General features: G+C 65.8%; 15 protein-coding genes. 4 read left to right on the top strand and 11 right to left on the bottom strand.

The features are described 5' to 3' along the window. Nucleotides 1–152: 152 nt before the first annotated feature. Nucleotides 153–938: a metallophosphoesterase family protein gene (locus HMP09_RS17940; protein WP_176501463.1), complete on the bottom strand. Its 786-nt coding sequence runs from the start codon at nt 936–938 to the stop codon at nt 153–155. Nucleotides 939–1,148: 210 nt separating this feature from the next. On the opposite strand from HMP09_RS17940, the gene HMP09_RS17945 reads away from it, so the two are divergent. Further along, nucleotides 1,149–2,168 (top strand): M48 family metallopeptidase, encoded by a 1,020-nt coding sequence (locus HMP09_RS17945; protein ID WP_232090469.1) that lies wholly within the window; start codon nt 1,149–1,151, stop codon nt 2,166–2,168. On the opposite strand, the gene wecC is transcribed toward HMP09_RS17945, so the two are convergent. Together wecC and wecB are read right to left on the bottom strand one after the other, a co-directional pair. Continuing rightward, nucleotides 2,125–3,444 carry a UDP-N-acetyl-D-mannosamine dehydrogenase gene (gene wecC / locus HMP09_RS17950; RefSeq protein WP_176501464.1) on the bottom strand — a complete coding sequence of 440 codons (1,320 nt, stop codon included), beginning with the start codon at nt 3,442–3,444 and terminating at the stop codon, nt 2,125–2,127. The genes HMP09_RS17945 and wecC overlap by 44 nt on opposite strands. After that, the gene (gene wecB / locus HMP09_RS17955) at nt 3,428–4,552 is read right to left on the bottom strand and encodes a non-hydrolyzing UDP-N-acetylglucosamine 2-epimerase (protein ID WP_176501465.1); all 1,125 of its coding nucleotides are present in this window, start codon (nt 4,550–4,552) and stop codon (nt 3,428–3,430) included. The genes wecC and wecB overlap by 17 nt, the downstream gene beginning before the upstream one ends. 109 nt (nt 4,553–4,661) lie before the next feature. Between wecB and galU the strand changes: the two genes are divergently transcribed. Continuing rightward, on the top strand, nt 4,662–5,534 hold the full coding sequence (gene galU / locus HMP09_RS17960) for a UTP--glucose-1-phosphate uridylyltransferase GalU (protein WP_176501466.1): 873 nt from the start codon (nt 4,662–4,664) through the stop codon (nt 5,532–5,534). 24 nt (nt 5,535–5,558) lie between these two features. Here galU and HMP09_RS17965 read toward each other — a convergent pair whose 3' ends face one another. The 8 genes from HMP09_RS17965 to HMP09_RS18000 form a co-directional block, all read right to left on the bottom strand. Continuing rightward, complete coding sequence (locus HMP09_RS17965; RefSeq protein ID WP_232090475.1) at nt 5,559–6,932, bottom strand: exopolysaccharide biosynthesis polyprenyl glycosylphosphotransferase; 1,374 nt, start codon at nt 6,930–6,932, stop codon at nt 5,559–5,561. A gap of 181 nt (nt 6,933–7,113) precedes the next feature. Beyond that, nucleotides 7,114–7,881, bottom strand: a complete 768-nt coding sequence (locus tag HMP09_RS17970; protein ID WP_176501467.1) for a HesA/MoeB/ThiF family protein — start codon at nt 7,879–7,881, stop codon at nt 7,114–7,116. Then, a complete protein-coding gene (locus HMP09_RS17975; protein WP_176501468.1) occupies nt 7,878–8,303 on the bottom strand; it encodes a hypothetical protein in 426 nt (141 codons plus the stop codon). The genes HMP09_RS17970 and HMP09_RS17975 overlap by 4 nt, the downstream gene beginning before the upstream one ends. Next, nucleotides 8,300–8,737, bottom strand: coding sequence for a dUTP diphosphatase (gene dut, locus HMP09_RS17980; protein ID WP_176501469.1), 438 nt, complete (start codon nt 8,735–8,737; stop codon nt 8,300–8,302). The genes HMP09_RS17975 and dut overlap by 4 nt, the downstream gene beginning before the upstream one ends. Next, nucleotides 8,734–9,921 (bottom strand): bifunctional phosphopantothenoylcysteine decarboxylase/phosphopantothenate--cysteine ligase CoaBC, encoded by a 1,188-nt coding sequence (gene coaBC, locus HMP09_RS17985; protein ID WP_176501470.1) that lies wholly within the window; start codon nt 9,919–9,921, stop codon nt 8,734–8,736. The genes dut and coaBC overlap by 4 nt, the downstream gene beginning before the upstream one ends. Nucleotides 9,922–9,930: 9 nt before the next feature. After that, on the bottom strand, nt 9,931–11,076 hold the full coding sequence (locus HMP09_RS17990; protein ID WP_176501471.1) for a hypothetical protein: 1,146 nt from the start codon (nt 11,074–11,076) through the stop codon (nt 9,931–9,933). 4 nt (nt 11,077–11,080) lie between these two features. Further along, on the bottom strand, nt 11,081–12,613 hold the full coding sequence (gene ubiB / locus HMP09_RS17995) for a 2-polyprenylphenol 6-hydroxylase (protein WP_176501472.1): 1,533 nt from the start codon (nt 12,611–12,613) through the stop codon (nt 11,081–11,083). 265 nt (nt 12,614–12,878) lie between these two features. Next, complete coding sequence (locus tag HMP09_RS18000; RefSeq protein ID WP_176501473.1) at nt 12,879–13,643, bottom strand: class I SAM-dependent methyltransferase; 765 nt, start codon at nt 13,641–13,643, stop codon at nt 12,879–12,881. 56 nt (nt 13,644–13,699) lie between these two features. On the opposite strand from HMP09_RS18000, the gene mutM reads away from it, so the two are divergent. After that, a complete protein-coding gene (gene mutM / locus HMP09_RS18005; RefSeq protein WP_176501474.1) occupies nt 13,700–14,515 on the top strand; it encodes a bifunctional DNA-formamidopyrimidine glycosylase/DNA-(apurinic or apyrimidinic site) lyase in 816 nt (271 codons plus the stop codon). 107 nt (nt 14,516–14,622) lie between these two features. Then, a complete protein-coding gene (gene rpsT / locus HMP09_RS18010) occupies nt 14,623–14,886 on the top strand; it encodes a 30S ribosomal protein S20 (protein WP_031394736.1) in 264 nt (87 codons plus the stop codon). The last annotated feature ends 449 nt before the right edge of the window (nt 14,887–15,335 follow it).

Consider the following 15,335-nt stretch of genomic DNA (forward strand, 5'->3'; position numbering starts at 1 on the left):
TACCCAACGCAACTAAGGCCCTTTGTAACAATGCGAAGTAGATCGCACTGTTGCGGCAGTGCAACACACACTTCCGCTGTTTCTCTATAGCGGAGGCGCGCAACGAAGAAAGCGTGCGCGTGCGAACTGCATGATATTCGCGGTGAGATGCCTCAGTTCGTCTTCGGTCCGACGGCAGTGCCGGTTTGCAACGACCAGGTTTCCGTGCCTTCCATGCCGAGTGCGGTCAGGCGGCCGGAGGCATAGGCACCGGTATCGATGCCGATTCGGTGCCCGCGCCGCTCGATCTCGTCGGTCATGGTGTGGCCGTGGACGATGGTCTTTTCCAACGTCGAACGATGATCGAGGAACGGATCGCGAATCCATCGCAGGTCCGACGTGCGTTGCAGGTTGAGCGGCGTATCGGGACGCACGCCGGCATGGACGAACGCATAATCGCCGATGACGATCATGTCCTCGAACGCCCGAAGAAATTCGCGGTGCTCGTCGGGCACGAGCGTTTCGAGGCGTTGCACCAGCTCTTCATAGTCGAGCCGCTCGTATTCCGCGGCTTCCATGCCGTAGCTCAGCACGGTCTCGCGTCCGCCGATGCGACAGAACAGCCTGAGCGCCTTGGGTTCGCCGTCGAGCGCCCCGAGGAAGATCTCCTCATGGTTGCCGAGCAGAAAGCGTACGTCGGAGCGAGCGTGCGCCAGATCGCGCAACCGATCGATCACGGCCGCCGAGGCGGGTCCGCGATCGACGATGTCGCCGAGGAAAATCACGGTCGAGTCCGCTGCACCGCGCTCGCGCTCGTCCGCCTCGATCAGCCCGATCAGCTCGTCGAGCAGATCGGCGCGGCCGTGAATATCGCCGACGGCGTAAACGCGGCGACCGGGGGGAACCTGCGATTGAGTCGGCTTGGCAACGCTACGGGACTTGAAAAGCTTTGAAATCATGCTGCAATCGATGTGGGGAGGAGGATGTATGAGACCTGATCGAACGCGTCATTCGACCGCGCGGGTGCACGGGATCGCATAGGATGTTCCGGCAGGCGTCGCAACGCATCGCCACGACGCCCTGCCGCGACGCGCCCTGCCGCGACGGGGCGCGCTGGGCATGCGGTCATGTAGCATGACGCGCAGGCGCGCGACGGCTAAGGGAGCACGATGTCGATGACCTCCCGCCTCGCGCCATTCCTCATCCTCACGGCCGCCGCGCCCACGGCCCTGCCTGCTGCACCGGTGCCCGTGGCGGATGCGGCGCCTTCGGCGGCGTTCTTCGACACGTTGCGCGCCGCCGATCTCCGGCTAGCGACGATCGCCTATCGGTTGACCACGGCGAATGCCGCATTGTGCGACCGCGTCCAGCCGCAAATCGGCATGCCGATCCATGCGCTGACGCAATATGCACCGGCCGCGCGCAAGGCTGCGACGGCGACATTCGGGTTCGAGTCGACGATCGGTGTCGAGGCGGTCGTCGCCGGCGGCCCCGCGGATCGCGCCGGGGTCCGTCCCAACGATTCGATCGTGGCGATCGACGATCGTCCGCAACCTGGCCTGCCATCCGCCGATGCCCCCGAAAGCGCGGCGGCACGCGATGCGGCGGAGGCGATCATCACCCAGGCGCCGGCCGGAAAGCCGCTACGGCTGACCGTGCTGCGCGACGGCAAGCGCCTGCCGATCACGATCAGCCCGGTAACCGGATGCCGGTCGCGGTTCGAGATCCTGTTGGGCAGTGGCCTGGACGCAAGCGCGGACGGGGCGATCGTGCAGCTCGGCGAACGGTTCTTCGAAGGCTATACCGACGAGGAGATCGCCGTCGTCGTCGCGCACGAACTTTCGCACAATATCCTGCGTCACCGTGCCCGGCTCGATGCGGCGAAGATCAATCGCGGCTTGCTCGCCGAACTCGGGCGGAACGGCAGGTTGATCCGCGAGACCGAGGACCAGGCCGATCTGCTCGGCATCTATCTGCTCGCCAACGCCGGCTACGATCCGATGTCGGCGCCCAGATTCTGGCGGGATAAGGGTGGCGCGATCGACGGCGGGCTGTTCCGCAGCCGGACCCACGCATCGTCCAAGGCACGCGCCGCAACGCTGGAAGTCGCCGCGCGCGATATCGCGGCGACCCAGACCCGGCCAATCATCCCGCCAGTCGTTGCGACTCGAAACGTGCCGCTGCGCTGACCGCGGGCAGAGTCGCGCGCGGCTGGTCCGGCCAGATGCCGCGCGTATCTAGCACGGCCTTGTCGATGCGCTCCTCGAGCGGGATCGACTTGAAGACGTCGTGGTCGACCAGCACGATCATGATCGAACACGTCTCGATCGCGGTATCGACGTCGATCAGCGTCGCGCCGGTGTCCGCCAGCACGGCCGGCAGCGTCTGCGCATAGGGCTCGACGATTCGCACGCGGTCGCCGAACTGCCGCGCGACGGCTTCGGCGACCTTGAGGGCAGGGCTCTCGCGGAAGTCGTCGATGTTCGCCTTGAACGCCAGGCCCAGGCACGCGACCGTCGCGTCAGGCGTGGCTTCGACAAGGGCTGCGACCTGCGCGATGACGTGATCGGTCTTGCCGTCGTTGACCTCGCGCGCGGTGCGGATCAGCGGCGTCTGGTCGGGGGCGGCGTGGACCAGGAACCACGGATCGACCGCGATGCAATGCCCGCCGACGCCCGGGCCGGGCTGCAGGATGTTGACGCGCGGGTGACGGTTGGCGAGGCGGATCACCTCCCACACGTCGACGCCCATCGTGTCGGCAATCAGCGACAATTCATTGGCGAACGCGATGTTCACGTCGCGGAATGCGTTCTCGGTGAGCTTGGTCATTTCCGCCGCCCGCGCGGTGGTCGTCACGCAGGCGCCGCGGACGAAGCGACGGTAGAAGGTCAACGCCTTGCGTGCGCATCGTGGCGTGATCCCGCCGATGACTCGGTCGTTGTCGATCAGCTCGACCAGGATGCGGCCTGGCAGGACTCGCTCCGGGCAATAGGCGATCGCGATATCCGCCTGGTCGCCGGTCTTGCCCGGTACGCGCAGATCGGGGCGCAAGGTCGCCAGAAGATCGCGGACCTTCTCGGTCGTGCCGACCGGCGAGGTTGATTCGAGAATGATCGTATCGCCCGCCTTCAGCACGCTGGCGATGGTCGTCGCGGCGTCGAGGACGTAGCGGATGTTGGGCGCGTGATCGGCGTCGAACGGGGTCGGCACCGCGATCACGAACACATCCGCAGGCTCGATCGCGGTCGAGGCGCGCAACGTGCCGCGCGCGACGACGCCCGAGACGAGGCCGTCGAGATCGACCTCCTCGATATGCACGCGGCCGGAGTTGACGGTATCGACGACCGATTCGGTGACGTCGACGCCGAGCACTTGCGCGCCCGTCCGCGCGATGATCGCGGCGGTGGGCAGGCCGATATAGCCGAGCCCGAGGACGACGACGGCGAGGTTAGAGTCCGACAGCATGCGCAACGACCTTTGCGATTTTGGCGGCGGCATGGCCATCCCCGAACGGGTTATGGGCGCGGGCCATCGCGGAATAGCGCGACGTGTCGTCGAGCAGGGTGAAGATTTCGGAAACGATGCGGTCCTCGTCCGTGCCGATCAGCCTGGCGGTGCCGGCCGCGACGCCTTCCGGTCGCTCGGTGGTCTCTCGCATCACGAGCACCGGCTTGCCGAGCGCAGGCGCCTCCTCCTGTACGCCGCCGGAGTCGGTCAGGACGATGTCGGCCATGCCGAGCGCGCGGACGAAATGCGGATAATCGAGCGGTTCGATCCGCGCGACGTTGGCGCGGTCGCCGAGGATGTCGTCCATCACCGACACGACGTTCGGGTTCGGATGGACCGGGAACAGCACCGCGACGTCGTCACGCCCTGCAATCCGGCCGATCGCCCGCGCGATCGCGGCCATGCCGTCGCCGAAATTCTCGCGGCGATGCGTCGTGACGAGGATGATCCGCTTGCCGGCGAAGCGCGCCGCGATCACGTCGAGCCCCACGGCGAGCGCCGGGTCCGCCGCGACGCGGTCCGCGGTCCAGTGCAGCGCGTCGATCACCGTGTTGCCGGTGACGTGGATCCTGTCCTCGGCGATCGTCTCGCGCCGCAGCGCCTCCGCGGCGGTCTCGGTCGGTGCGAAATGCAGCGCGGCGATCGGCGCGACGATGCGGCGGTTCACCTCTTCGGGCCAAGGCTGGTAGATATCGCCGGACCGCAGCCCCGCCTCGACATGCGCGACCGGCACCTTGCGATAATAGGCGGCGAGCGCACCCGTCATCGCGGTCGCGGTGTCGCCCTGCACGATGACGAGGTCGGGCTGCTCGGCATCCATGACGTCGCCGAGCCCGACCAGCAGCCGGGCGGTGAGACGATCGAGCGTCTGCCCGGGCTCCATCAGGTCGAGATCGATGTCCGGCACGAGATCGGCGATCGCGAGCACCTGATCGAGCAGTCCGCGGTGCTGCGCAGTGACGCAGGTGCGGACGGTCAGGCCGGGGATCGCGCCCAGCGCCCGGACCACCGGGAAGAGTTTGATCGCTTCGGGCCGCGTGCCGAATATGACGAGAACTTTGGGCATGATGCATTCCCTAGACCAACGTCTTTAACGACGCGCTAATTCACTGCGCCGATTTGCGCGCGGGCGTACCGACCGGTAGACGATCCCGCGAGATCAAAGGGAGCATCGAATGACCATAAAGCCGCTGCGCAAAGCCGTATTTCCGGTTGCCGGACTGGGTACGCGCTTCCTCCCGGCCACCAAGGCCATGCCGAAGGAAATGCTTACCGTCGTCGACAAGCCGCTGATCCAATATGCCGTCGAGGAAGCGCTCGAGGCGGGGATCGAGCAGATCATCTTCGTGACCGGGCGCGGCAAGGGCGCGCTCGAGGATCATTTCGATATCTCGTACGAGCTCGAGGATACGATGCGATCGCGCGGCAAGTCGCTGGACGCGATCAGCAATATCCGGATGAAGCCCGGTTCGCCGGTCTATGTCCGCCAGCAGGAGCCGCTTGGTTTGGGCCATGCGGTCTGGTGCGCGCGCGAGATCGTCGGCGACGAACCGTTCGCGGTGCTGCTGCCCGACGAGCTGATGGTCGGCAAGCCAGGCTTCATGAAGCAGATGGTCGAAGCCTATAACCAAGTCGGCGGCAACGTGATCGGCGCACTCGAAGTGCCCGATTCGGAAACCGACAAATACGGCATCATCTCGCCGGGCGCGATCGACGGTCGGCTGACCGAAGTGACCGCATTGGTCGAAAAACCCAAGCGCGGCACCGCGCCGTCGAACCTGATGATCCCGGGGCGCTACATCCTCCAGCCCGAGGTTATGCGGATCCTGGAGACGCAGGAAAAGGGGGCCGGCGGCGAGATCCAGCTGACCGACGCGATGGCGCAGCTGATCGGCAACCAGCCGTTCCACGGCTTCACCTTCGACGGCCAGCGTTACGACTGCGGCGACAAGGGCGGTTACATCCAGGCCAATCTGGCGATCGCTCTGGCCCGCGACGACATCGGTCCGGGCATCCGCGAATTCGCGACGAACCTGCTGGCGCGCTGAATTAGCAGCGCGCGCACCGGAACGTCAGAAGGCGTTCCGGTGCAGCAGGACGCGGAAGGTAAGGACGATGATCTTGATATCGCGCCAGATCGACCAATGCTCGAGATACTCCAGATCCGCCTGGAGCCGGTTGCGCAAGTCGTCCTCGTACAGCGTCGCGCCGCGATAGCCGCGCACCTGGGCAAGGCCTGTCAAGCCGGGCTTGGCGGCATGACGATGCCAGTATCGCTGGTCGACTTCCCAGAATAACTTGTCCGCCGCGCGCGATCCGAGGGCGTGCGGGCGCGGGCCGACGATGCTCATGTCCCCCTTGAGGACGTTCAGCAGCTGCGGCAGTTCGTCGATGCTGGTGCGGCGGATGAACTTGCCGACGCGCGTGATCCGATCGTCGTCGCGCGATGTCGAGCGCGCACCTGCGCCGTCGCTATGATCGACGCGCATGCTGCGGAACTTCATCAGGCGGAACATCTGGTTGCTGCGACCGATCCGGATCTGGCTGAAGAAGATCGGTCCGGGCGAATCAAGCTTCACCGATAGCGCGATCAGGATCCAGATCGGCATCAGCGTCACGAGCGCACCGCTAGCCAGCATCACGTCGAAGCTGCGCTTCACGAAGCGGTCGAACAGGACCAGTGGGCCGTTGGCGATGATCACCGTCGGCGTGTCGCCGTGCGCGCTGATGCCGAGCGGCGCGAGCACGTTGAGCTCGGGCATGAAGATCTCGCTCTGGATGTTCGCACCCTTCAACGCCTGTGCCCAGGCAAGTCGACGCTCGGGACTGCACGCGACGATCACCCGGTCCGCACCCGACAGCGATTGCGCGAGGCGGTCGTACATGACGGGATCATGGTGATCGGGGTCGAAATACGAGTCCGCGGCGATGACCGCCGAGAAGTCCCCGCGGGGGATCTGCTGACCGGAATCGTACAGCAGGACGATGCTGAACGGGTTCCCGCCAATGATCGCCGGCATGTGCCGGACGAACAGGAACCGCCCTAACGCAAGGGAAACAATGGCGAATGCCGACCCAGTGGCGACAACAAGACGCGGGAACGTATCGCTGGCCTTCAGGCAGAAGGCGATGAAGATGACCGCGGAAATCGCGAGTGCATAAGCCTGCAATCCGCGCGCGACGGACCGGAAAGGATCGCGTAGATTTGTGGCTGCATAGCTGTCGTTATTGAGCGTCGTAATAACGAAGACCGGAATCAGCATCGCAAGGATTACGATCCAGGCGGTGTCGTTCTCGAATACCCCACGCAACGCGGCAGCCGCCAGATAACTGACAATAATGCAAGTGGTATCCACGATCAGCATACCGAGGATCAGGCGAACCCGCAGCGACGATGCGCTCGGTCGCCAAGTCCGCCCGGCCTTCTTGCCGCGCGATGGGACCATAGCGCGCCTCAAGACACCGCTTTCCATATTCATGAACTTGTCGGACGCACGCGAAGTCCCTCCTACGCAAACCGATACCGCGAAATGCCGCAATGCAAAAGAATTACTGTTCGCCGTTCACAAGACTTTAGTTTTTATTTTTCCAATTCTGTCCGCGGCGAAACAGAAACCCGCCGCTAACTCACCGCGAAGTCCCGCTTTTGGCGCAAGCTGTACACCCCGGATCCTTGGGTAGACGAATCGTGCGAAAACGGAGCGCAAGCAGGTCGATCAGCAGCAATTTGCCGGCAGGATCGTCACCGAACGGTGCGATCCCCCGCAATACCTCGAGCGCGGCGAGGCTGCCGATCACGCCGGTGACCGGGCCGAGCACGCCGTCCTCTGCGCAACTGGTCTCGGCGCGCTCGGGATCTTCGCCAACGAAGCATCGGTAACACGGTTTGTCCGCCTCCCAGCCGCGATAGGTGGCAAGCTGTCCCTCGAACTGGCCGACTGCCGCCGAGACAAGCGGGATCTTCGCGGCATGGGCGGCATCGGCGACGCAGAAGCGCGTCGCGAAATTGTCGCACCCGTCGAGCACGACGTCCGCACGCGCCAGCAGCGCGGCGACGTTGCCGGCATCGATGCGTACGGCGTGCGTCTCGACCGCAACGTGCGGATTGAGGCGGTTTACGGCGGCCGCTGCGGCGTCGACCTTGGCTATGCCGGTATCCGCAGTCGTGAAGATCGTCTGGCGCTGAAGATTGGAGGGTTCGACTCGGTCGTCGTCGATCAGGATCAGGCGACCGACCCCGGCGGCACCCAGATACTGAATCGCGGGCGAGCCGATACCGCCTGCGCCGACGACCGCAACGGTCGCCGCTTTCAGCCGCGCCTGACCGGTGCCGCCGAATTCCTTGAGGACGATATGGCGCGCATACCGGGTGAGTTCGTCATCGGAGAGGATCATGCGCCCCAGGCGAACTTCAGGCTGGTGCGGTACCAGGTGTCGGTGTCGACATCGACGACATCGATCGAATCGCGCGCGCCCAGGATCACGCCGGCGGCATATTGTTCGACCGTCGGGCAGTCGATCGCGCGCGGCGTCACGCGCCGGACTCGGCCGTCGGGGGTGAGAAGCACGGCAAGGTCGACGGTCAGCGTCCAGCCTTGCGGCATGCGGACGACACGGGCGCAGCGACCGGCGACCACTTCGCCGTGCACGTAAGCAGAGGTGTTGGCGAGCGTCGTCGCCAGCCCGCGAATGCGCAGGGCCGGCAGAATACTCCAGTCCTGTGGCGGCAGCGTGGTGCTTACCGGCGCGGTCGGCGCGGCGGGAACCAGAGCCGGCGGCGCCATCGTCTGGAGCATCAGGAACAGTGCGGCGATCATCGGCCGGTCGATCCGAACCCGCCTGTGCCGCGGGCGGTGTCGTCGAGCGTCGCGACGTCGTCGAGCGTGGCGCGGAGGACGATCGCGGGGACGAGTTGCGCAATGCGGTCGCCGCGCGCGATCGCGAACGGCTCCTGGCCGAGGTTGGCCAGGATCACCCTCACTTCGCCGCGATAGTCGCTGTCGATCGTGCCGGGCGTATTGAGGCAGGTGACGCCGTGCTTCAGCGCGAGACCGGAGCGGGGGCGGACCTGCACCTCGTGACCGGCGGGAATGGCGATCGCAAAGCCGGTCGCGACGGCGGCGCGTGCGCCGGGGGCAAGCGTCAAGGCTTCGGCAGAGACGATGTCCATTCCCGCGGCACCCTCAGTCGCATAGGCAGGCAGCGGCAGGCCCTCGCCGTGCGGCAGGCGCTTCAGTTCGATACGGATCATGACGCGGCTTCTAGCGCATCCGCGATGCGGTCCGCCAGTCGTGCGGCGACGGCGTCTTTCGGCAGGCGCTCCCAGCTCTCCACGCCGGCCTCGGTAACGAGGTGGACGGTGTTGTCCGCGCCGCCCATCACGTCGCCCGATACGTCGTTGGCGACGATCCAGTCCGCGGTCTTGCGCACGCGTTTGGCCATCGCGTGCTCGATGACGCGCTCGGTCTCGGCGGCGAACCCGATCAACAGGTGCGGGCGGCGCGGGCTACGGGCTAGGGTCGCAAGGATGTCGGGGTTTTCCACGAGGGTCAGTGTGGGCGTGACGTCGCCCTTCTTGATCTTCTGCTGCGTGGATTCGACATGCCAGTCCGCGACCGCGGCCACCATGATTGCGGCATCGGCGGGCAGGGCGTGGTCGACCGCGTCCGCCATCTCCCGTGCCGTCTCCACATCGATCCGGTCGACGCCGTGCGGCGTAGCCAGCGTCACGGGGCCGGCGACGAGCGTCACGCGCGCGCCAAGCCGTGCCAGCGCCGCGGCGATCGCAAAGCCCTGTTTGCCCGACGACCGGTTGGCGATGTAGCGCACCGGGTCGATCGGCTCATGCGTCGGCCCGGCGGTGACAAGGACATGGCGTCCTGCCAGGCGCTTTGGCGGGGCAGGGGCGAGCATCGCCTCGATCGCGGCTACGATCGCGGGTGGCTCTGGCAGGCGCCCGGGTCCGTACTCGCCGCACGCCATGATCCCCTCGTCCGGCATCATCACCGTTACGCCGTCGGCGCGCAGTTGGGCGACGTTGCGGACGGTCGCCGCATGGCTCCACATGCGCACGTTCATCGCCGGCGCCACAAGGACCGGCGTGTCGGTTGCAAGCAGCAGCGTCGTCGCGAGATCGTTCGCTAGCCCCGCCGCCATTCGCGCCATCAGGTCGGCGGTGCCGGGCGCGACAACGATCAGGTCTGCCTCGCGGCTGAGCTGGATATGACCCATCTCGGCCTCGTCCTTGAGATCCCAGAGCGTGGTATAGACCTTGTCCTCGCTAAGTGCGGCGAGCGTCATAGGGGTGACGAAATGATGCGCGGCCTCGGTCATCACGCACCGGACTGCGTATCCGCGCGTCTTGAGCAGGCGGATCAGTTCGGCCGCCTTGTAGGCGGCGATCCCGCCACCGACGATCAGGAGGATGCGTTTCATGCCGCCGCTCTAGCGGATAACGCGCGTCACCGTAATGCGCCGCGTATCGCGCGCGGCGGCGATCATGTCGCGCAGGCCGTCGACCGCGAACACCAGCCCGACGAGCAGCACTGGCGTGGTCATCAGCGCCCAGTAGAAATTGTCGCTCCGTGCGAACAGCGAGATCAGCGCGGCATAGGCGGCGAATACGACCAGCGCGCGTGGTGCGACCGCATCGCGCCATGCTAGCCAACCGAACAGCGCCATGCCGAGGACGAGCGAGGCGAGCCATTGCGGCAGGATGTCGAGACCTGACGAGATCGTCGCGAGCCTTACGTAGAAGCCGAATCCTTCGAGCCCGCTCCACCCCTGCGACACGCGGTCGAGGGGGCCAGTGACGAGGGACACCGCGTGCGCATGCGCGGCAAGGACCGCGGCGAAGATCGCGATTCCCGCGAGCCAGCCCAGCGTCTCACGGCGCTCGCCCTCTAGCCATGCGAACACCGTCATGATCGCGACGTACAGCAGCGCGGTCTCGCGGATCAGCATCGCCGATAGCCCGACCGCGACCGCGGGCAGCCAATGGCCGGGGCGGCGTAGCGCGAGCGACAGCGCGATCAGCGGACCCGCCCAGACCTCGTGGAACACCACGAAACTCGCGTCCAGGTTCACGTAGAGGCCCGCGATCACCAGCAGGCCTGCTGCGCCGAGCGGAACCAGGCCCGTCATCGCCGGACGAAGTCGCGCGACCCAGGCGAGGATCGTACCGACGCACAGCGCCAGTAACAGCAGCTTGACCACTAGCGGGGGCAAGTTTGCCTCGACGACCGCCAGCGTCGGCAGGCGAACCGTGAAAAACGGTTTCAGCGGGTAATGGCCGCTGCGCTGCGTCTCGGCGGCGACAGCGTAATAGGGGGATCCGCCACGGACTCCGGCGACGATCGTCTCGTACAGCAGCAGGTCGGTCTGTCCTGGTGGCGGGGCGTCGGGTGCGACCGCGGTCGATGCGGCCCCTCCGTCGACGCTCGGCCGCGGGCCCGGCGAAACGATCGCGCTGAGGCAGGCGACCAGGAATACCAGGACCAGCACAAGGCCGATCCGCGCCTGCGCCGACGGCATCCCCGCGAACCGGGTTCCGCCGGTGACCCATAGCGGAGCGCCGCGGCGCGTCTTCATGTTCTCATCCAAACAGCAGCGTCGTCACGACCCCGGCGGCGGCGGCGAGCACCGCGACCAGACCGTAGCGCCAGCCGCCGCCGATCCGGATGACCTCGATCTCGCGCAGCGGCATCGTCGGCGGCGCGCCACCGGGGGCGGGGTAATGCGCCTCGATCCGGCGGACCAGTTCGGGGAGGCGAGTGAGCGTGCGGAAATCCTCGATCAACCGGTCGGCGATCATCGCCTCGGGGCCGAGCTCGCCGCGAATCCAGTCGCGGACGAACGGCTCGGCGGCTTCCCACAGGTTGATGTCGGGGTTGAGGCTGGTCGCGACGCCCTCGACCATCACCATCGTCTTTTGCAACAGGAGCAGATGCGGCTGCGTCACCATGTCGAAATCGCGCGTGATCGAGAACAGGCTGTCGAGCATCATGCCGATCGACATGTCCTTGACCGGCAGCCCGCGCATCGGCTCGCCGACTGCGCGCAGAGCGGTCGCGAACTCGGCGACGTCATGGTGCGCGGGGACGTAGCCCGCCTCGAAATGGATCTCGGCGACGCGCTTATAATTGCCGGTGATCAGGCCGTAGAGGATTTCGGCAAGCCAGACGCGCGCGCGACGGTCAATCCGGCCCATGATGCCGAAATCGATCGCCGCGATGCGGTTGCCGGGCAGTGCGAACAGGTTTCCCTGGTGCATGTCGGCGTGGAAGAACCCGTCGGCGATCGCTTGCCGCAGGAACGCGCGGACCAGCGTGTTGGCGAGGCCGGGCAGATCGTAGCCGGCGGCGACGAGCGCCGGGCGGTCGGACAGCTTGATGCCGTCGATCCACTCGATCGTCATGACCTTGTTGGTCGATCGCGCCCAGTCGATCGCGGGGATCACGAAATCGGGCTCGGCGGTCATGCCCTCCGCGAGTTCGGAGGCGGAGGCGGCTTCACGACGGAAGTTGAGCTCTCGCATCGTCCAGCGCTTGAATGTCTCGATCGTCAGGCGCGGGCGCAGGCGCATCGCCTCGGGGCTGAGCGCCTCGAGCTGCGCCGCAGCCCAGCCATAGGTGTCGATCGCGCGCGCGAAGTCGTCCTCGACACCGGGGCGCAGGACCTTCACCGCGACCTGGCGGCCGTCGGTGGTCGTCGCGCGGTGGACCTGCGCGATCGACGCGGCGCCGACCGGGACCTGCTCGATGCGGGAGAACAGCGTATCCAGCGGCTTGCCGAAGCTCGCGAGCATCGCCGCCTCGATCGTCGCGTAGGGGACTGGGGAGAGCTGGTCCTGCAACCTGAGCAGGTCGTGTGCCGCGTCCTCGCCGACGAGATCGGGGCGCGTTGCGAGCGTCTGGCCGAGCTTGATCGCGGCGGGGCCGATCGCCTGAAACGCATCGGCATAGCGCGGCACCACCGGCACGCGCGCGCCGAACCGCGCAATCCGCGCAAGGCGACGGACCGGGGCGGGCGTGTTCGGGTCGCGCTCGATCCCGCGCAACGCGCCGTGGCGAGCGAGGATGCGACCCCATTTCAGGAGGCGCCAGACGTGGGTGGTCGAGGCGGTCACTGGCCGCGTGCGCCGGATAAAGAGATTAGCTCACGCGAAGGCGCGAAGGCGCGAAGATAAGGGAGAATGGGTTCGCGCGGAGGCGCGGAGGAGCGGAGGGCGCGCGCCCCGCCGCGGCTGCGGCTTTTCATCATCACCGATGAGGGAGCAAAGCGCTGTCGCGCGGACTCCACCCTTACCCTCCGCGTCTCCGCGTCTCCGCGTGAACCACTCTTCGCGCCCCTTCGGCGCAGCTCAGGACAGGCTCCGCGCCTTCGCGTGATCACTAGATCTTCCAGCCCGAGTGAATCGCGACCAGACCGCCCAACAGCGGTTCGACCTTGGTCTGCACGAAGCCCGCATCCGCGATCATGCCCTTGAACTTGGGCATGTCCGGGAAACGCCGGATCGACTCGATCAGGTAGCGATAGCTGTCGGCATCCTGTGCAAGCAGCTGCCCGAGCTTCGGGACCATCTTGTGCGAATAGGCGTCGTAGACCTCTGCAAAACCGGGCCATACCGTCGTCGAGAATTCGAGGCAGTAGAACCGCCCGCCCCGCCGCAAGACGCGGTGCGCCTCGCGCAGCGCCTTCGGGATATCGGTCACGTTCCGGATGCCGAAAGCGATCGTGTAGGCGTCGAAGAACTTGTCGGGGAAGCTCAGCGTCTCGGCATTGGCTTCGGTCCAGACCAGGCCGTCGAGGCCGCGCTTCTGCGCGCGTTCCATGCCGACTTCGAGCATCTGCGGGTTGATGTCGGCGACCGTGATCGATGCGCCCGACGGCTCCATGCGGAACGCGATGTCGCCCGTGCCGCCCGCCATGTCGAGGATATGCTCGCCCTCGCGCGGTTTCACGCGGCGCACGAAGCGGTCCTTCCACAGCCGGTGCATGCCGCCCGACATCGCATCGTTCATCAAATCATATTTGCCCGCGACGTTCGAGAAGACGCCGCCGACGCGGGCGGTTTTCTCGGTGGCGGGAATGTCTTCGTAGCCGAAGGAGACGGTATCGGGCGTTGAAGCAGGCGCGGGCGCGATCAAGTCGTTCATATCCTGTGCTCTAGCCGCGCCTTGTGGCGCGAGCAAACGCAACCTAGCTGCAAACCGTGCCAGAATTACCCGAAGTCGAAACCACCGTGCGTGGGCTGGAGCCCGTGCTCAAGGGCCAGCGCCTGACCTCGGTCGAGCCGCGGCGTGCCGACCTGCGCAAGGCGATCCCGGTCGACCTGCGCCAGCGGATGACAGGCGCGACCGTTACGACGCTTGGGCGACGCGCGAAATACGGGCTGATCGATACCGATCGCGGCGATACTCTGGTGTTTCACCTCGGCATGTCAGGACGCTGGCGAGTCGATCCGAGCGAGCTGCTCGCGCATGATCACCTGCTGATCGGCACCGAGGCCGGGCGGACAGTCGTGCTCAACGATCCGCGGCGATTCGGCTTTCTCGATCTCTGGGCGACCGACGATATCGCCAATTACCCGCCGTTCCTCAGCATGGGACCTGAGCCGCTCGGGCCCGACCTGACCGCGGCGTATCTGCTGGAAGCGCTCGAAGGGCGGGGTGCGTCGATCAAGGCAATGCTGCTCGACCAGCGAATCGTCGCCGGGCTCGGCAACATCTACGTGTGCGAGGCGCTGCACATGGCGAAAATCGCGCCGAGCCGGGCGGCGGGGCGGATCTCGCTGTTTCGCCTCGAGCGGCTCGTCGATGCGATTCGCACGGTACTGACCGCCGCCATTCTGGCAGGCGGCTCCTCACTTCGCGACTATGTCAGACCGGACGGCGAGCTCGGCTATTTCTCCAAGCAATGGCGAGTCTATGGACGTGAGGGCGAGCCATGCGAATGCGGTGCTACGGTCAAGCGGCGTACCGAGGGCGGTCGCTCAACGTTCTGGTGCGCGAAGTGCCAACGCGGTTGAGCGTTTTGGTTGACGCACAAGAGCAAAGTGGGTAGGGCCGCGGCTTCGAGAGGGCGTAGGAGCAATCCGGCGCCCCTTTTTATTCATTCGAACATCCAGAGGGCTTCATGGCGAACACGCCGCAGGCGAAAAAGCGTATCCGTCGCAACGACCGTCGCGCGGAAGTGAACGGCAACCGCGTTGGCCGTATCCGTACCTTCATCAAGAAGGTCGAGGCTGCATTGGCTTCGGGCGACAAGGGCGCAGCGACCACCGCACTCGCGGCCGCACAGCCTGAGTTGCAGCGTGGCGTCGCCAAGGGCGTGCTGCACAAGAACACCGCGAGCCGCAAGTTCGCGCGTCTGACCAAGGCCGTGACCGGGCTCGCATAAGCGCTCCGGCATTGCTGCGTAGATCACCCGCCGGGGGCTTCCCCGGCGGGTTTTTTGCGTGTGCGAACGAAACCTAGGATAAGTCCGCATAACCCGAGGATTCTCCACGATTCGAGTGATGTGCGATTACGTCATGGCAAGTCCAAATTCACAAAAAATACGTAAACACAGCAACTTATAAAAATATCGACGCATTTCCGCGGCTTGATCAAGTCAACCCGCTTTATTTCGAAAATGTGACGTATCCAGCCCTTGCTCGGATCGCCGATCGCTTCATAACAGGGCTCACAGCGACGGTGGTTTCCACCGCTGCATCAAACAAACAGGGCGAAGATGCCGGATGACCCTTGGGTTGTTTCGGGGGTCCATTTTCTGTCGGAACTATATCACCCGCGCGAGCAATTTCGCGGGGTCGGAGAAGTGTGCGCGTGACGAAGTGGCAAGGATCG

The organism is Sphingomonas sp. HMP9 (assembly GCF_013374115.1).
Lineage (GTDB): Bacteria > Pseudomonadota > Alphaproteobacteria > Sphingomonadales > Sphingomonadaceae > Sphingomonas.